The organism is Hahella sp. KA22, assembly GCF_004135205.1.
Taxonomy (GTDB): Bacteria; Pseudomonadota; Gammaproteobacteria; order Pseudomonadales; family Oleiphilaceae; genus Hahella.
Genome location: NZ_CP035490.1, coordinates 298,345 through 313,311, shown reverse-complemented (window position 1 = coordinate 313,311; position 14,967 = coordinate 298,345). Strand labels below are relative to the sequence as shown.

Here is a 14,967-nt window from a genome sequence, read left to right as displayed (position 1 = left end):
GAGCCTGTTTTATCCGACCGTAAACGGGGAATTTACGCCGGATTCGCACCTCGCATCGATTCAAGGCGGCATCTGCATGTTGGTTAAGGCTTTTCGGGCCCTGGGATTGCTATCAGCGTTTACTTTCACACTTTCCGTCAACGCGGGCGATGTTCGCGCGGCTGAGCCGACGGTCATGTCGGTCAACCAGTGCGTTGATCAAATGATGGGGTATCTCGCCCCGGAAAATCTGGTGTCGGTCACCTGGCTCAGTCATCAGCCCTCTGAGCTGGAAATTGCGTCGACGTTGCGTGAGATTCCCGCCAATTTTGGTTTTATCGAGCAAGTGCTGGAACTCCGGCCGGATATCGTGATGGCGGGTCAGTATGGCGCGTCTTCGCTTAAGCCGCTGGTGCGGAAGTTCAATATGCGTTGGGTGGAGATTCCCTTACCGCAATCCCTCGATGATTTGGCGTCAAGCTGGAGCCTTATGGGGGAAGCCGTTCGCAAACCCGGGCAGGCTGCGGCGATTGTAAGCGAGCTGAGGGCCTATTTCGCCAGGGTTCACGAACGTATAGCGGACAAGCAAGTCAGGGCGCTGATTCTGAACGCCAATGGCTGGATAGCTGGCGAGGGTAATTTCCAGGACGCCTTTCTGGACGCCATCGGCGTGATTAATGTGGCGAGCGAGCAGGGCGTGCAAGGTTGGGGGCAAGTGGATCTGGAGACGCTGGTGCGCTGGCGGCCGGATTTATTGCTCATGGTCAGCAACAGCTATGACAGCGAGGCGTTGGCGACGAATTGGGTGGAGCATCCTTTATTGAAGCGCCGTCCTTCCCGTTTCGAACCTTTGTATATCCCCGCTGACTGGCTCTCCTGTGGAACGCCCGCCATGACGCTGGCGGCCCAAAAAGTAGCGGATCATATACTGACGCAAGAGCGTAAAGCGTCCGGGTCGGAGACTGCGGATGACTTATAACCGTTTGCTCCTGATTCTGAGTGTGACGCTGGCCTTTTTGATCGGTTTGTCTCTTTGCACCGGCCGGGTCACCGGGGTGAGCTGGCCGGGGTGGGATCTGGAAACCCAATTGATTCTATGGGAAATCCGGCTGCCGCGGACACTATTGGCGCTGCTATGTGGAACGGTATTGGCGCTATCCGGCGCCGTGTTGCAGGGACTGCTACGCAATCCGCTGGCGGACGCCGGCGTACTGGGGGTTTCCTCCACGGCGGCCCTAAGTTCGGTGTGCGCCATCTACTTTGGCTTTTCAGCGAGCGGACTGTTTACGCCAGTGGCGGGCATTATCGGCGCCATGCTGGGACTGCTGGCGCTGGTAATGATCGTGGGATCGGAAGCGGGCATCGTGATGATCATTCTCGCCGGCGCCGCCATTAATTCGTTCAGTTCAGCGCTGACGGCGCTGGCTTTGAATATGGCGCCGAATCCTTTCGCGGTGCAGGACATTCTATTCTGGCTGATGGGGTCATTCGAACACCGCACCCTGCAGCACTTTTACTTGGCGGCGCCGCCTGCGTTGTTGGGGATGGCGTTGCTGTTCAGTGTGTCGCGCTCACTGGATGTTCTGTCGCTGGGAGAAAACACCGCCCGCTCCATGGGCGTACGTCTGCAGAAAGTACAATGGGTGGCCGGCCTGGGGGTGGCGTTGGCGGTGGGCGCCAGCGTGGCGGTGAGCGGCGTAATTGGCTTCGTGGGGCTGGTGGTGCCTCACATGCTGCGACCGTTTACCGAGTGGCGGCCCGGCCGATTACTGCTTCCCAGCGCCTTGGCGGGCGGGAGCCTGATGTTGTTGACTGATATTGCCGTGCGCTGTCTGCCGCCAGGGCCGGAGTTGCGAGTCGGCGTCATTACGGCGTTGTTGGGCGGGCCGTTTTTCCTGTGGCTGCTGCGCCATCTGCGTAAAGCGGAGGCGTTGGTATGAGCGCCGCGCTGAGCCTGGAGCTAAGCGGATTGCAGGTAGGCTATCCCGGCGCTCCGGTCCTATCTGATGTCAGCTTTCACCTGCCATCCGGACAACTGACGGCGATACTGGGCAGCAACGGCGCCGGCAAGTCCACCCTGTTGAAAACCATTGTTGGACTGATTCCCAAGCTATCCGGCGCTATGCGGCTGCAGGATCAGGATCTGTGCGAGATGGCGCCGAAGCAGCGGGCGCAGCATATTTCATATCTGGATCAGGACACCGATTGTCATTGGCCTTTGAGCGTGGAAACCCTGGTCGGTCTGGGTCGCTTTCCAGCGCAGACCCATCGCAGCAAATTAAGCGCGCAAGATCAGGCTCTGATTCAGAACGCCATGCGGCAAGCGGATGTCACGCATCTGGCGCAGCGCACGGTCACCCGTCTATCCGGCGGCGAGCGCGCCAGGGTGATGCTGGCGCGGGCGCTGGCGGTGGACGCTCCCGTATTGATGGCGGATGAGCCGGTGGCGGGTCTGGACCCTCAGCACCAGATTCAGGTGATGAGCCATTTGCAGGATTGGGCTGGAAGTGGCCGGATCGGCGTTGTAGTGCTGCACGATTTGACCCTGGCGCTACGGTTTTGCGGACAAGCGATGCTGGCGATGCCGGATGGAACCCTGGTGGCGGGCGACACAAACGAGGTCTTGAGCGATGAGCGCATCCAGCAGGCGTTCGGCGTCTCGGTGGTGCGGGGGCGCCATGAGGAACAGCCTTATCTGTTGCCCTGGAGTCTGAAGTGAGCACGGACGTCGCCAGCGCTAAATACCCGCCATTATTATGGATGGCCTTGGTCGCTTCCCTGGCGGCGCATGTAGCGTTGATGCTGTATTTCAATTCGCCCCAACCCACTAAAAATCGACTTACATCGACCACAATGACCGTAGCCATCCAGGCTCCGGCGGCGCCAACGCCAGTTTCCACGGCGCCGGCGCAGGCTCAACCTGCGGTATCGAAGCCGACCCCGCAGCCGGTTCTACAACCTGCGCCGCAACCTCAACCCGTTGATACTCCAGAACCCGTTTCTCCGCAGCCCAAAATGGCGGCCAAGCGGGTGGAGACGCCGGTCCCCAAGCCCAAACCGGTTCCGGCAAGCAAGCCTGTCGTACAGGAGAAGACGCCTAAACCAACGCAGGCGGCGCACAAAACTGTTCCGCAATCTATCCCACAAACCACAACGGCGAAGCCGCAGGTCACGCCTGCTGTGAACAAGCCGGCTCAGGCGACTCCGCCGACGCCAGCGTCGCTGGAGCCCGCGCCAGTCCTGGCTGTTGCGCCTGTGTCTGCGCCAGTGGCGGTCAGTGCGCCATCGGTATCCAGATATCAGTTGGGCGAAGCCAATACGCCCAAACCCGAATACCCCGGCCTCGCCACCCGCCGCGGCTGGCAGGGCACCGTCATGGTGGAGCTGTTGGTGGACGCCTTTGGCAATCCCGTGAAAGTCTCCCTCAAGCGCTCCAGCGGCTACACCGTGCTCGACAAGCAGGCGCTGAAAACCCTCTCCGGCTGGCGTCTGGCGGCGGCGGATGGCGTCGATCGGGAGACCATCGTGGTGCCGGTGGTGTTTCGTCTGAATTGACAAATTTCCCATACTGTCGCATAACTTCCTGCAGACTCCCGTTGTGGCTATGCCTGCAGGCGCGGGCTGCAAGGGAGCTTGTTAGGCTTATCGCCTAGTTGACATGCATTGCCCGCTTCTCCCATGATGGCCGGCTCTGAAAGCGTTTCCCCTTAAGCAAGGTGCCCGTCCTCCGAATGATTACAATAAAAGAAGTCTCCGACCGTGCGAAGGTCTCGATATCCACAGTCTCCCGTGTGATTAACAACACGGCTCCCGTTAAGGAAAGCACCCGTAAGCGGGTATTTAAAGCCATGAAGGATCTGGGGTATCGGCCCAATTCATTCGCTCAGGGACTGGTCACCAACCGTTCCAATAATATCGGTCTGGTGGTGACGGATCTGCTTGGCGTATTCTTCGGCCCGCTGATTTCAAGTCTGGAGCGCGCTTTGCGCGAATCCGGCTATAACCTCATCATTTCCGTAGAGAATTACTCGTCCGACGAGATCAAGGAAACCATCGACATGCTGGCTGGCCGCCGTTGCGACGCCATCATTTTGTTTCCGTACTGCCTGACGGATGAAGAGTTGATCGCTCTGAAAGAGAAGTCGCCGCCGTTGGTGCTGCTGAACCGCTATGTACCTGAACTGGCGGGTGAATGCGTCATCGTCGATAACGAGCAGGGCAGTCATCTGGTGGTGGAGTATCTGGCGTCCATAGGACACCGTCGCATTGCCTGTATCAGTGGACCGTTAGGAAATGAGGAAGGACGCGCGCGTCTTTCCGGCTATCGTCGTTCGCTGGAAAACCTGGGGATGCGCTATGACAAGGATCTGGTGGTGGAAGGCGACTTCACTGTGGAAGGCGGTTATGTGGCGACTCAACGCCTGCTGAAGCGCAGCCGTGACTTCACCGCCATATTCGCCTGCAACGATCAGATGGCTGCTGGCGCTATGAAGGCGTTGCGCGAAGCCAAGCTGAGCGTTCCTGAAGAGATATCCCTGGTTGGCTTCGATGACGTGGAATACGCATCGCTGCTGTATCCGGCCCTGACCACGGTGCGTCAGCCGGTGAACGCCATGGGTAAACGCGCTGCGGCGTTGGCGATTCAATCCATTCAGGGCGAACGCCGGACGCAGCCGGCTCCCATGTTTGAGCCGGAACTGGTGTTGCGCGACTCCGTCGCCCCTCCCAAAAACACCTCAGCAACTTAAAACCTCCCTTCGGCGTTATTGCGTTCTATTGACAATAACGCCCGAATTAGGGCAATTTATGAAATCGCTTTCATCATGGCGCAAGCTGTTTTGCGGTGAATTTATCGCATAGCGTCGAAAAAGCCGGCCAATACCCTGGTTTTCGTTAGTAATCGTCCGTTGTTCAGGTCGGGATACTCAGCAAACTATCACGTATCGGGAAATTTAGTCGGGTTTATTAGTTTTAAAATGAAAGCGCTTTCATAATGTTTCGGTCCACTATCGCTAAATATAAAAAGGTGACCACATGTACGTATCCAGACGCCTCAAGTTGAAGGCGCTGTCGACCATGATGATTGTCGCGGCGCTGACGGCATGCAGCAGTGATTCCAACGATAACGACGGTAAAGATGGGCCGGGAACGCCTGATCCGGTAGCCGGCGTTGATTACATCAATACCTTCAGCGACTGGCCTGCTATCCAAAGCGCCATCGCCAAAGACCCGCAAATAGAAGCCAGGATCGCCGACATCATGGCGACCATGTCCCTGGAAGAAAAAGTCGGACAGATGATTCAGCCGGAGCTGCAGCATCTGACCCCGGAAGAAGTAAAGCAATACCATATTGGCTCCGTGCTGAACGGCGGCGGTTCCTGGCCGGGAACGAAGAAACACGCGACGGTGCAGGAATGGCTGGATATCGCCGATGCGTTGTGGGAAGCCTCCATGGATGAGAGCGACGGCAACGCCGCTATTCCCATTATCTGGGGGACGGACGCGGTGCACGGTCACAGCAACCTGGTGGGCGCGACCCTGTTTCCCCATAACATTGGCCTGGGCGCGGCGCGAGACTCAGATCTGATTCGCAGAATCGGCGCGGCGACGGCGGAAGAAGTGGCGGTGACCGGCATTGACTGGACTTTTGCTCCTACTCTGGCGGTGGTGCGGGATGATCGCTGGGGACGCACCTACGAAGGTTACTCCGAGGACGGCGAGATTATCTTTAATTACGGCGCCGCTATGGTGGAAGGCCTGCAGGGTAATTTCGATCAGTCGCACGTGGTGGCCACCGCCAAGCACTTTATTGGCGATGGCGGCACGGACAAGGGGAATGATCAAGGCGACAATCTGGCGGACCAGAACACGCTGATCAACCTGCATGGGCAGGGCTACTATTCAGCGCTGCGCGCCGGCGCTCAGACCGTGATGGCGTCTTTCAACAGCTGGCAGGGCGAAAAGCTGCACGGCAGAAAGGACCTGCTGACCGATGTGCTGAAAGGCAAGATGGGTTTTGATGGCCTGATTGTGTCCGACTGGAACGGCATTGGACAGGTCGACGGCTGTACGGAAAGCAACTGTCCGCAAGCGGTCAACGCGGGCATTGATTTGTTCATGGTTCCATACAAAACCGATTGGAAGGCGTTCTACCAAAACACCATCGATTCCGTAAACGCCGGCGCTATCGAGATGTCGCGCATCGATGACGCCGTGGTGCGTATCCTGCGGGTTAAACTGCGCGCAGGCCTGTTTGATAAGCCCAAGCCTTCCCAGCGCGCTCTGGCGGGGAAAGTGGAAGTACTGGGCTCCGACGGGCACAGGGAGCTGGCGCGGGAAGCAGTGCGTAAGTCGCTGGTGCTGTTGAAGAATAAAAACGGCATCCTGCCTCTGAGCCGGGACGCCCGGATTCTGGTGGCGGGCAAATCCGCGGACAGCCTGTCCAATCAAAGCGGCGGCTGGACCATCTCCTGGCAGGGAACCGGTCTCAATGAAGCGGAGGACTTTCCCGGCGCGACGACAATCCTGAAAGGTATCCAGGGCGTCGCATCCAATGTGACTTATGACGCTGACGGCGGCGACGCTAACCCGAACCTGCATGACGTGGCGATTGTGGTGATTGGAGAAACGCCCTATGCGGAAGGCGTCGGCGATCTTGAAGGCGCCAAGACGCTGGAGCACGCACGCAATTATGCGCAGGATCTGGCGGTGTTGGAAACCATCCGTAACGCGGGTGTGCCGGTGGTGACGGTCTTCCTGTCCGGGCGTCCGTTGTATGTGAATAAAGAGCTGAACCGCTCCAACGCCTTTGTCGCCGCCTGGTTGCCGGGCAGCGAAGGTGAGGGCGTAGCGGATGTGCTGTTCGCCAAAGCGGATGGCGGCGTCAACAACGACTTCGTTGGTAAGCTGTCTTACTCCTGGCCAAACTCACCCTGTCATGCGCCGCTGAATAAAGGCGACGCCAGTGACGCGCTGTTCGCCTATGGTTATGGGCTGAGCTATCAGGATACCGACAGTCTGGGCGACGATCTGAGCGAGGCAAGCCAGGCCTTTGGCTGCGATCAGAGCGATCCCGGCGACGGTGGAACCACCAACGTGAATCTTGATCTGTTCACCAGCGGACAGAATCAGGGCGACTGGATTATGCGCATCGGCGGTCCCTCCAACTGGGGCGGAACGCCTGTCAGCATGGACCCGGCGGTGACCACGGCGCTGGAAGGAAATGAAGTGAGCGTCTCCACCGAAGACGGCGCTATTCAGTTCAGCGCCAAGCGGGTGAAATGGACGGATGTGGGCCAGATCTACATGCAGGCGTCGGAGGACAACAAAGGCAAGGATCTGACGCCTTATTACAATTCCAAAACGTCGGTGAAGTTCCGGGTGAAAGTGAATGAAGCGCCTGCTGGCGACGTCAATCTCTCGCTGCATTGCGTCTACCCCTGTCTGGGCGAAGTCGCGGTTGGCGACTTCATGCGCGGTCTGCCGGTGGGTGAGTGGACGGAAGTAAGCATTCCATTCCAGTGCTTTGTGGACGACGGCCTCGACTTCAGCAACGTTAATACGCCCTTCCTGCTTTACTCTGGCGGCGCGATGGATCTGTCTTTGGAAAATATCCGCTGGGAGCCGAACACCGCCGCGGACACGCCGGATTGCAGCAGCTTCGCTCAGGAAAATGTCGCGCTGACGGACACCACGGACGTTTATACAGATGGCGTGACGGATACGGAGTTGTTCGCCCAACCCGGCGTGTGGGCGGTCTCCTCCTGGGACCCCTACCAGGAAGACGCCAGCTTCGTGACTCTCGACGCGGCGCTTGCTGACGGCGCGGGAACTGTGGTGGACGCGCAATACGGCGCTCCGGCGGCGGAGCATGTGGCGAAAGGCGTGGTGCTGTTCAAGTCCGCCAAGCCACTCAACGTTTCCGCCCTGAGCAAGCTCACCTTTGATGTCAAAGTCATCGATTTCGCCGCTTCTACCGGGTTGATGGCGAAAGTGAATTGCGGCGCCGACTGCGGCACGGGCGATATCGCGATTCTGGACAGTTCCGCCGCGCTGAATGTCTGGCATCCGGTGGAGATCAACTTTGCGGACTATGATGGCCTTAACACCGCAGAAGTGACGTCGGTTCTGGAGATTCTGCCAGTGTGGGACTCAGAAATGCGCAATGTGCATTTCCAGGTGGATAACGTACGACTGGTGAAGTAAGCCCTGCGCAGTCATTTACTTGATATGACTGTCTGAGCAAGACGCGACAGGGATGCGCGCGCCATGAAAAAAGCCCGGTTTCCCGGGCTTTTCTTTATCAAGAGAGGCGCATCAGGCTGGAGCTTCCGCCAGGCCGCCTTCGTCAGCGTCGTGGCGGATGCCTTTGCTGCGCCACTTGCCGGTGCGCCAGCGCCACAGATTGATGATCGCCCGCAGGGATTCATCCACGACAAAGCACATCCACACGCCCAGCATGCCGTAGCCCATATCGAGCCCGACCCAGAACACGAAAGGGATCACCGCCCACATGAAGATCATGCTGTTGACGGCGGAGAAGCGGGCGTCGCCCACCCCTTTCAGGCCCATGCCGGCGATAATGTTCACCGCTCTGGCCGGTTCCATGATGATGCAGGCCGCCAGCATCCACTTGCTCAGTTCGATAATCTGCTGGTTATCTGTGAACAGGGTCAACAGGCTGTCGTAGATCCATACAAACATCAGCATGTTGATGAAAGCGAAGCCGGAGGCGTAGGCCACTGATTTCCAGAAGATGCGGTTCACCTCTTTGAAGTTTTCAGCGCCCATGAAGTGCGCCATCAGAATCTGGCTGCCGGCGCCCAGGGCGAAGGCGAAGGTGATTTCCACCACCAGCACCCGCAACACATAGGTGTTGGCGCCCATGGCCTCCAGCCCCAGACTGATTACCGCCATGGATACAACTATCTGCTGCACGGTGTAGCTGAACGGCTCCATCGCCGACGGAATGCCGATTTTCAGAATCGGACGCATTACGCGGCGAATCGGGCCGGACATACCTTTGAAGCGGAAACGGATCTTCATCGGGCCATGCACTACCCACATCACCAGCAGCGCGCCCACGGCGAAGGAAATCGACGTCGCCATGGCGATGCCCAATAACCCCATCTTGGGCAGCCCGAACCATCCCAGGAAGAACGCTGCGTTCAAAACCACATTGAGCGCGTTGGTGACCAGCGCGGTGGCCATGTTCCAGTGTGTCATGCCCCGGGACGCCAGAATGGAGGCGTAGGAGAAACGCACAGCGATGCAGAAGAAGCTGAACGACACTGCCAGAAGATAAGTCTCTGAATGTGCGTTCAACTCCGGCGTCATGCCCAGCCACAAGCCGACGCGGTCGGCGTAAATGAAGCTGACGATAAACATCAGCAGCCCAAGCAGACTGCTGATGCCGATATTCGCCATATAGGCCGGCAGGATATGCTGCGTTTGCTTCGCGCCCATGTATTGCGAAGCGACGCTGGTGCCTGCGGTGGTGAACATCGGGATGATGAAGAACCCCAGCAATAACACTGGCAATAGCACGCCAACCGTGGCGGCGACTTCATCTGAGATACGACTGAGGAAATAGGCGTCGGCGAGAAACACCAGACCGCCGGTTATTTCTTCAATAAAGATTGGCCATGAAAGCACCCACAGGTTGTGGGACCTTAATTCGTGGTTCATTGATTGTATACCCTGGCTATAAGCCTACAACTGGCCTGCGGCGCATAAAGAGCGCAATCCCGGTGCTAAACGGGAATATTCGAAGACCTATTTGTTTCTGTCAGAAAAATATCAGTAAGGGCGTCGCTGATGATGCGCGTTACACGCAATGCGCCTGAGCGCGATCAATATCAGCCGGCCTGGAGCGTTCTTCGTCAGGCGACGAGAGGAATGTTTTCAGTTTGCATGGTCACCAGGCCTCCATTGGGGTTGGAGTTGAAGAGGGCTGGTCAATATACACCCGAGATCAAAAAATGCCAATAGCGCTAAACACTTACGCAGGGGCTTAAAAACTGGTAACAACTGGGTCTCAAAAACTGGTAACAAATAGTCACGAATTATCCCGCCAGCCGGGCGTTCCGTCAGGTCTGCTGTGCTTTACTTAAATACTGCGCCCTATGCGAATTTGGCTCGGAGACAGATTCGACCTGGTCAATTGGAAGGGGGATTCCGGCGCTGGCGCAGGCGGAAGTTAAACGAAAAAATTCACAGGCTACGGCTATCGCTAGGAGGAAAGCATGTCCAAATTCGATAGGTTCAAAAACAATCTGACGCCTCTCATGCTGGCGATCGCTCTGACTGCATGTGGCGGCGGCGGAGGCGGCGGTGATGACGACGGCGGCGGCTCGCCAAGCGTCACACTGAGCGGCGCGGCTTCCAAAGGCATTATCATCGGCGGCCTTGTGCGCGCTTATCCGGTGATCAATGGCGCGGTGGACACCTCCAACGTCTTGGGTCAAACCACGACAGGATCAGATGGAACTTACAATTTGACATTGAGTTCCGGTTACAGCGGGCCTGTGGTCGTGCGCATAACGCCAACGACCGGCACGCTGATGCGTTGTGACCTCAGCGGAGGATGCGGAAGCGGCGTGGCCTTTGGGCAGGATTATGCTCTGACGGACAGCGGCTTTGCGCTGAATGCAGTCGTTCCCTCGGGTTCGTCGAATATATCGGTCAATATAACGGTGCTGACTGATGTCGCTACCCAGGTGGCGCTGAAAGATATCACCATGGGCGGCGCCACCAGCGCGTCTGAAATCCAGGCGGCGGTGACGGCGGCGAATTCGAAGGTGGCGAATCGTTTTGGCGTGGCGGGTGATCTGACCCAAATCGATGTGGTGGACATCACCAATCCGACGGCGGTGGCCGCCGCCGGCCAGGGCGGGGTCAAATACAACACGTTGAGCGCGGCCATCGTGCAGGCGGTGCAGGGAGACTCTCCTGGACTCAGTATTGAGCAGGCGGTAGCGGCCTTTGCGTCAGACTACGCTGATGGCGGCATCGCGGACAAAGCGGACACTGATGGAACAAATACGACGCTACAGGAAATTCTGGCGAGTACCCTGGATATTCTGAACGCCGCCGTGGCGGCGGATACATCTGGACAATTGGACCTGGGCGGTCTCATTACTATCATCGCCGCCGAAGAGAGCGATGCACAGACCAACGGCTCCACTGATGAATCCGAAGGCGAGCCCAGCGATACCGCTAACGCGACGGAATTGGCGCAGGCCAAGGCCATGGTGCAGGAGATTCGCAAACTGGGAACCGGCATGCTGTTGAGCAGTGAAGATCGGGTGTCAATGGAGGCGTTCGCAGACCAGATCGCCGCCGCTACCTTCGCTACGGATGACAATCTGGCGGAAGTGCTGGACGTCATGGCGATCGCACTGGAGCAAATCGCGGCGTCATACATGGCCTTTGCGGAAGATGGCTCAACCGATGGCTCTCCAATCGTGACCGTCAATATTGTGAGCGGCGGCGCGTCATTTACGGTAAACACCACGATTGAAGGCGTCGCCGTGTCGCTGACCGCCACGGACCTCTCCACCATCAATGTGGGCGATGAAGTGGAAACGCCGATTTCCGGCGGCACAAACACCACCCAGGCAATCAGCGCGCAAGTGAATTTCTCTATTCAGGGCGCTGTGGAGTCCAGCGCGGTGTCTCTTAGCGTGAACAACGACAGTAACGTAATGGCCACTTTGTCCTACACCAGTGACGAAGACGAAACCACTAATAGCGGTACATCTACTACCGTGCAGGATGAGGACTTCGATCTCAGCAACCTGTCATTGGGGCTGAATGTAACCTTGGCTGAGAAGGGAGTAGGGAATCCGGTTTCTTTCACTGGGGTGATGAGTGCGACCTTATCGGCGTTCTCTGCGGATATCGACGAGACCGATACCCAGACCAGCAGCACCTATGAAGAGACCTGGATGGAAAGTTACACAGCGGGAATGTTCGCGATGACGTTGAGCGGTCAGTTCAGTAACGCCACAGACTCATTTTTCGCATCGCTGGCGCTGAATGCGAACGCCACGGGCGTGACTCTTAACTGCGAGGGCTCTATGTCAGGCGGAACATCCTCAGAAACCTGCACGGATGAGAACGGATCAGCCTACGTGGACGCTGACGCCACCCTCATATTCAACGTGACGGTCAATGGCGTTGCAGACACCATCAGCGTGAAATTGATCGTGGATCGCACCGGCCTGGAATCCGGGCAGGCGACACTGGAACTGAAGTATGGCGGCGTAACGTTGAATGCGGCTATCGACTCCGTCGCGCAGACACTTACCGTCACCAACCAGGACGGCGTCACACTGTCCGTGGCGGAAGACTCCGATGGCAAGGCCATCGGATCCATCACTAACAACGGAACCCAATACGCCACCATTTCCGAAGTCAGCGGCGTGGTGTTGGTGCGTTTCAGCGATGGTGACTTTGAATCGTTTTAAACTAAGCTGAATACAGTATGCGAAACCTAAAGGGAGGCTTGTCCTCCCTTTTTAACGCATGGCGCTTGCGAAACGAATCACTAAAAACGGAATCTGGCTTTTGTCTGATTATGGAAAACAGGTAAGGCGTATTACGCAGATTGGCGCGCTAGGCTGCTCGATTGTCTGTGCGGAGATAGCTGCGGCGAGCGATGACGGATGGCGGCTGTATACGGAGGTGGAAAGCTTTTCCTACAGCAATGCAGCGCCGATTTATCAGATCGCCCATGACCTGAAAGGCGATCCCGTAGCGCGGGGCGATGTAGCGTACACGCATGATCATATCGAGATTGGCGCCGAATATCGCAACCTCAGCCTGTCCATTGTCGAACGTTACGACTATCACCTTGAATTCAGTCCCGACGCGGCGGAGCTGATATACCTCTATAACAATGACCTGCCTCATGAAAGCGACGCCCACTATGACCTTTACCTGGCGGCGAACCAGATGCGTGCGAAAGGCGTTAAGCTGGGTTACCGGTTTGCATTGACGGAGGCCTTCAACGTCAAGTTGGCCTTTTCCTACTTGCGCGCAGATGAGCTGACTGAGGGCTATTTGCGCGGCTATCTGGATACGCCGGACGCCTCGCCCACAGGCGAATTGGAGCTGGATTACGCCTATACGGAAGACCACCTGCTGGACCGACCGCCGGAAAACGTCAGCGGCGATGGGTTTGCGGTAGATCTATATCTGCATTGGCGACCTCATCCGCAATGGGAGGCGCGACTGGCGCTGGAGGATGCTGTCAATCGCATATACTGGGATCGCGCGACGGCGACGGTCGCCCGCGCCACCTCCGACACGATTGATTATGATGAAGACGGCGCTTTGGACGTGTCACCGGCGTTGAGCGGTAATGAAGGCTATCGCGATCATGTGCAGGCGTTGCCGTTGCGAGGGTTTTTATGGAGTGAATACCATCTGAACGATGCAGTCAGTCTGGGCGCCGGCTGGCGGCGTTACGATAAGACTGACCTGGGGCTTGTAGGGGCAGACTACCGTTTCAATGATAGGCTGACGCTGGGAGGTCGCTATTATTGCAACGCGGACGCCCTCAATCTCAACCTGCAGATCTACGACCTGTATCTTGGCGTGACTATGGATCGTCTGCAGTGGAAGCAGGCCAAGACCTTAGGGCTGAGTCTGTGGTGGAGTTATCGTTTCGGTGGCGCCAGATAGGATTTAATGAGAGCTTTGAGTTGTGATCAGGAGTGGTTCATGCTTTCCAGACTGGTCAGCCGCGCCTATCGGCTCAGGCTGTGCGGCGTGTTGCTGTTTTTATTGTATCTACTTAATCTTGCGTTGCCTGAGGAGGCGACTCAGTCGCCGCCAGGATGGTTGATTGCGCTGTATATTTTCGGTTGCTCGATATCAATGGTGTTCGCCATGGATCTGTTTCGCTGGTTTCAGGGCGACCGTGATTAATTCAGGGCTTGGGCAGCGGCTGCAGCAGTTTGACGCCAGTGTCGGTGAACGCTGGGATGGGCTTTCCTTTGATCAGATCCAATGCCCTCTGCACCGCCAGATAGCCCATGTATTCTGGATTCTGCACCACCAGATTACTGATTTCTCCCGCATACATGGCCGCTTCCAATTCTTCCGTCTGATCGAAACCGATGAAGCCAAACCGCTTTGATGCGCCCGATTGCCGAATCGCCACCAGGGCGCCAATAGTGGTGGATTCATTGGGCGTAAACAGGCCGTCGATGGTTGGCAATTCTTTCAGCAACCGCAACATTTCGCTGCGTGAGGCGCCGCGATCATCGCCTACATACGGAGCGGCGGCGATGCGGATCATGTCGTACTCCATGAGTACGTCCAGAAACCCCTGTTCCCGCTGATCCGTTGAGGAGTTGCCCGCTCGCAGGCGGAGCAGGACCACATTGCGCTTTTCGCTCAAATCGAGGGTGCTGAGCAGCGCGCGGGCGGCCAGTTGGCCGGCGGCGTAATTGTCGGTGGCCACCAGTCCTTGATGGGCGTCGCCGGCGAGATCAGAGTCCACCACCAGCACGGGAATATTCTTGGCGCGGTACTGAGCCACACTGGACCCCAGATCCTCGGCGGAGTTGGGCGCCAGAATCAGGGCGTCCGGCGGCGCTTGGCTGAGGTGGTAAGACAGGATCTGTATTTGCCCTGCAATGTCGCCATCATCCTTGGTGCTACGGTGAAGCAGAGTGACCCCAGCCTCGTCCGCGGCTTTTTGAGCGCCTTGGTAAACCTGTCGCCAGTAGGCGTTGCTCTCGCCTTTTAGCACAAGCAAAAGTTTGGGTTGGTGGACGTCAGCCTGGGATAACGGACAGGCGATGAGCCACACTAACGCCAGCAGAGCGGCGCAAACACGGAAATATCGGACAGCTCCGGGCGAACGGAGTACGGAAGGCATAAATCTGGTCGGTTTGCTGGATTTATTTACTTTAAGTTTAGACGGGCTTTCGCAATAGCCAATGAAAAAGGGCGGCAGCGCCGCCCTTAACCGTC

11 protein-coding genes are annotated in these 14,967 nt (G+C 57.4%); 9 read left to right on the top strand and 2 right to left on the bottom strand.

All coding sequences use genetic code 11. The features are described 5' to 3' along the window. The first annotated feature begins 76 nt into the window (after positions 1-76). From EUZ85_RS01460 to EUZ85_RS01435, 6 genes are all read left to right on the top strand, one after another. The gene (locus EUZ85_RS01460; protein ID WP_241566924.1) at positions 77-958 is read left to right on the top strand and encodes an ABC transporter substrate-binding protein; all 882 of its coding nucleotides are present in this window, start codon (positions 77-79) and stop codon (positions 956-958) included. Then, positions 948-1,919: an iron ABC transporter permease gene (locus EUZ85_RS01455; RefSeq protein ID WP_127974180.1), complete on the top strand. Its 972-nt coding sequence runs from the start codon at positions 948-950 to the stop codon at positions 1,917-1,919. Before EUZ85_RS01460 ends, EUZ85_RS01455 begins: the two co-directional genes overlap by 11 nt. Further along, positions 1,916-2,698 carry an ABC transporter ATP-binding protein gene (locus EUZ85_RS01450; RefSeq protein WP_127974179.1) on the top strand — a complete coding sequence of 261 codons (783 nt, stop codon included), beginning with the start codon at positions 1,916-1,918 and terminating at the stop codon, positions 2,696-2,698. Before EUZ85_RS01455 ends, EUZ85_RS01450 begins: the two co-directional genes overlap by 4 nt. Further along, a complete protein-coding gene (locus EUZ85_RS01445; protein ID WP_127974178.1) occupies positions 2,695-3,534 on the top strand; it encodes an energy transducer TonB in 840 nt (279 codons plus the stop codon). The genes EUZ85_RS01450 and EUZ85_RS01445 overlap by 4 nt, the downstream gene beginning before the upstream one ends. Positions 3,535-3,710: 176 nt before the next feature. Continuing rightward, a complete protein-coding gene (locus EUZ85_RS01440; RefSeq protein ID WP_127974177.1) occupies positions 3,711-4,727 on the top strand; it encodes a LacI family DNA-binding transcriptional regulator in 1,017 nt (338 codons plus the stop codon). 286 nt (positions 4,728-5,013) lie between these two features. Then, positions 5,014-8,184 (top strand): glycoside hydrolase family 3 protein, encoded by a 3,171-nt coding sequence (locus EUZ85_RS01435; RefSeq protein WP_127974176.1) that lies wholly within the window; start codon positions 5,014-5,016, stop codon positions 8,182-8,184. A gap of 111 nt (positions 8,185-8,295) precedes the next feature. On the opposite strand, the gene EUZ85_RS01430 is transcribed toward EUZ85_RS01435, so the two are convergent. After that, positions 8,296-9,666, bottom strand: a complete 1,371-nt coding sequence (locus EUZ85_RS01430) for an MATE family efflux transporter (protein ID WP_127974175.1) — start codon at positions 9,664-9,666, stop codon at positions 8,296-8,298. Between the two features lie 557 nt (positions 9,667-10,223). On the opposite strand from EUZ85_RS01430, the gene EUZ85_RS01425 reads away from it, so the two are divergent. The 3 genes from EUZ85_RS01425 (at position 10,224) to EUZ85_RS01415 (ending at position 13,914) form a co-directional block, all read left to right on the top strand. Continuing rightward, positions 10,224-12,449, top strand: coding sequence for a hypothetical protein (locus EUZ85_RS01425; RefSeq protein WP_127974174.1), 2,226 nt, complete (start codon positions 10,224-10,226; stop codon positions 12,447-12,449). A gap of 100 nt (positions 12,450-12,549) precedes the next feature. Then, a complete protein-coding gene (locus tag EUZ85_RS01420) occupies positions 12,550-13,668 on the top strand; it encodes a hypothetical protein (protein ID WP_127974173.1) in 1,119 nt (372 codons plus the stop codon). Positions 13,669-13,707: 39 nt separating this feature from the next. Next, on the top strand, positions 13,708-13,914 hold the full coding sequence (locus EUZ85_RS01415; RefSeq protein ID WP_127974172.1) for a hypothetical protein: 207 nt from the start codon (positions 13,708-13,710) through the stop codon (positions 13,912-13,914). Between the two features lies 1 nt (position 13,915). On the opposite strand, the gene EUZ85_RS01410 is transcribed toward EUZ85_RS01415, so the two are convergent. Then, positions 13,916-14,872: a substrate-binding domain-containing protein gene (locus EUZ85_RS01410; protein ID WP_127974171.1), complete on the bottom strand. Its 957-nt coding sequence runs from the start codon at positions 14,870-14,872 to the stop codon at positions 13,916-13,918. Positions 14,873-14,967: the final 95 nt, after the last annotated feature.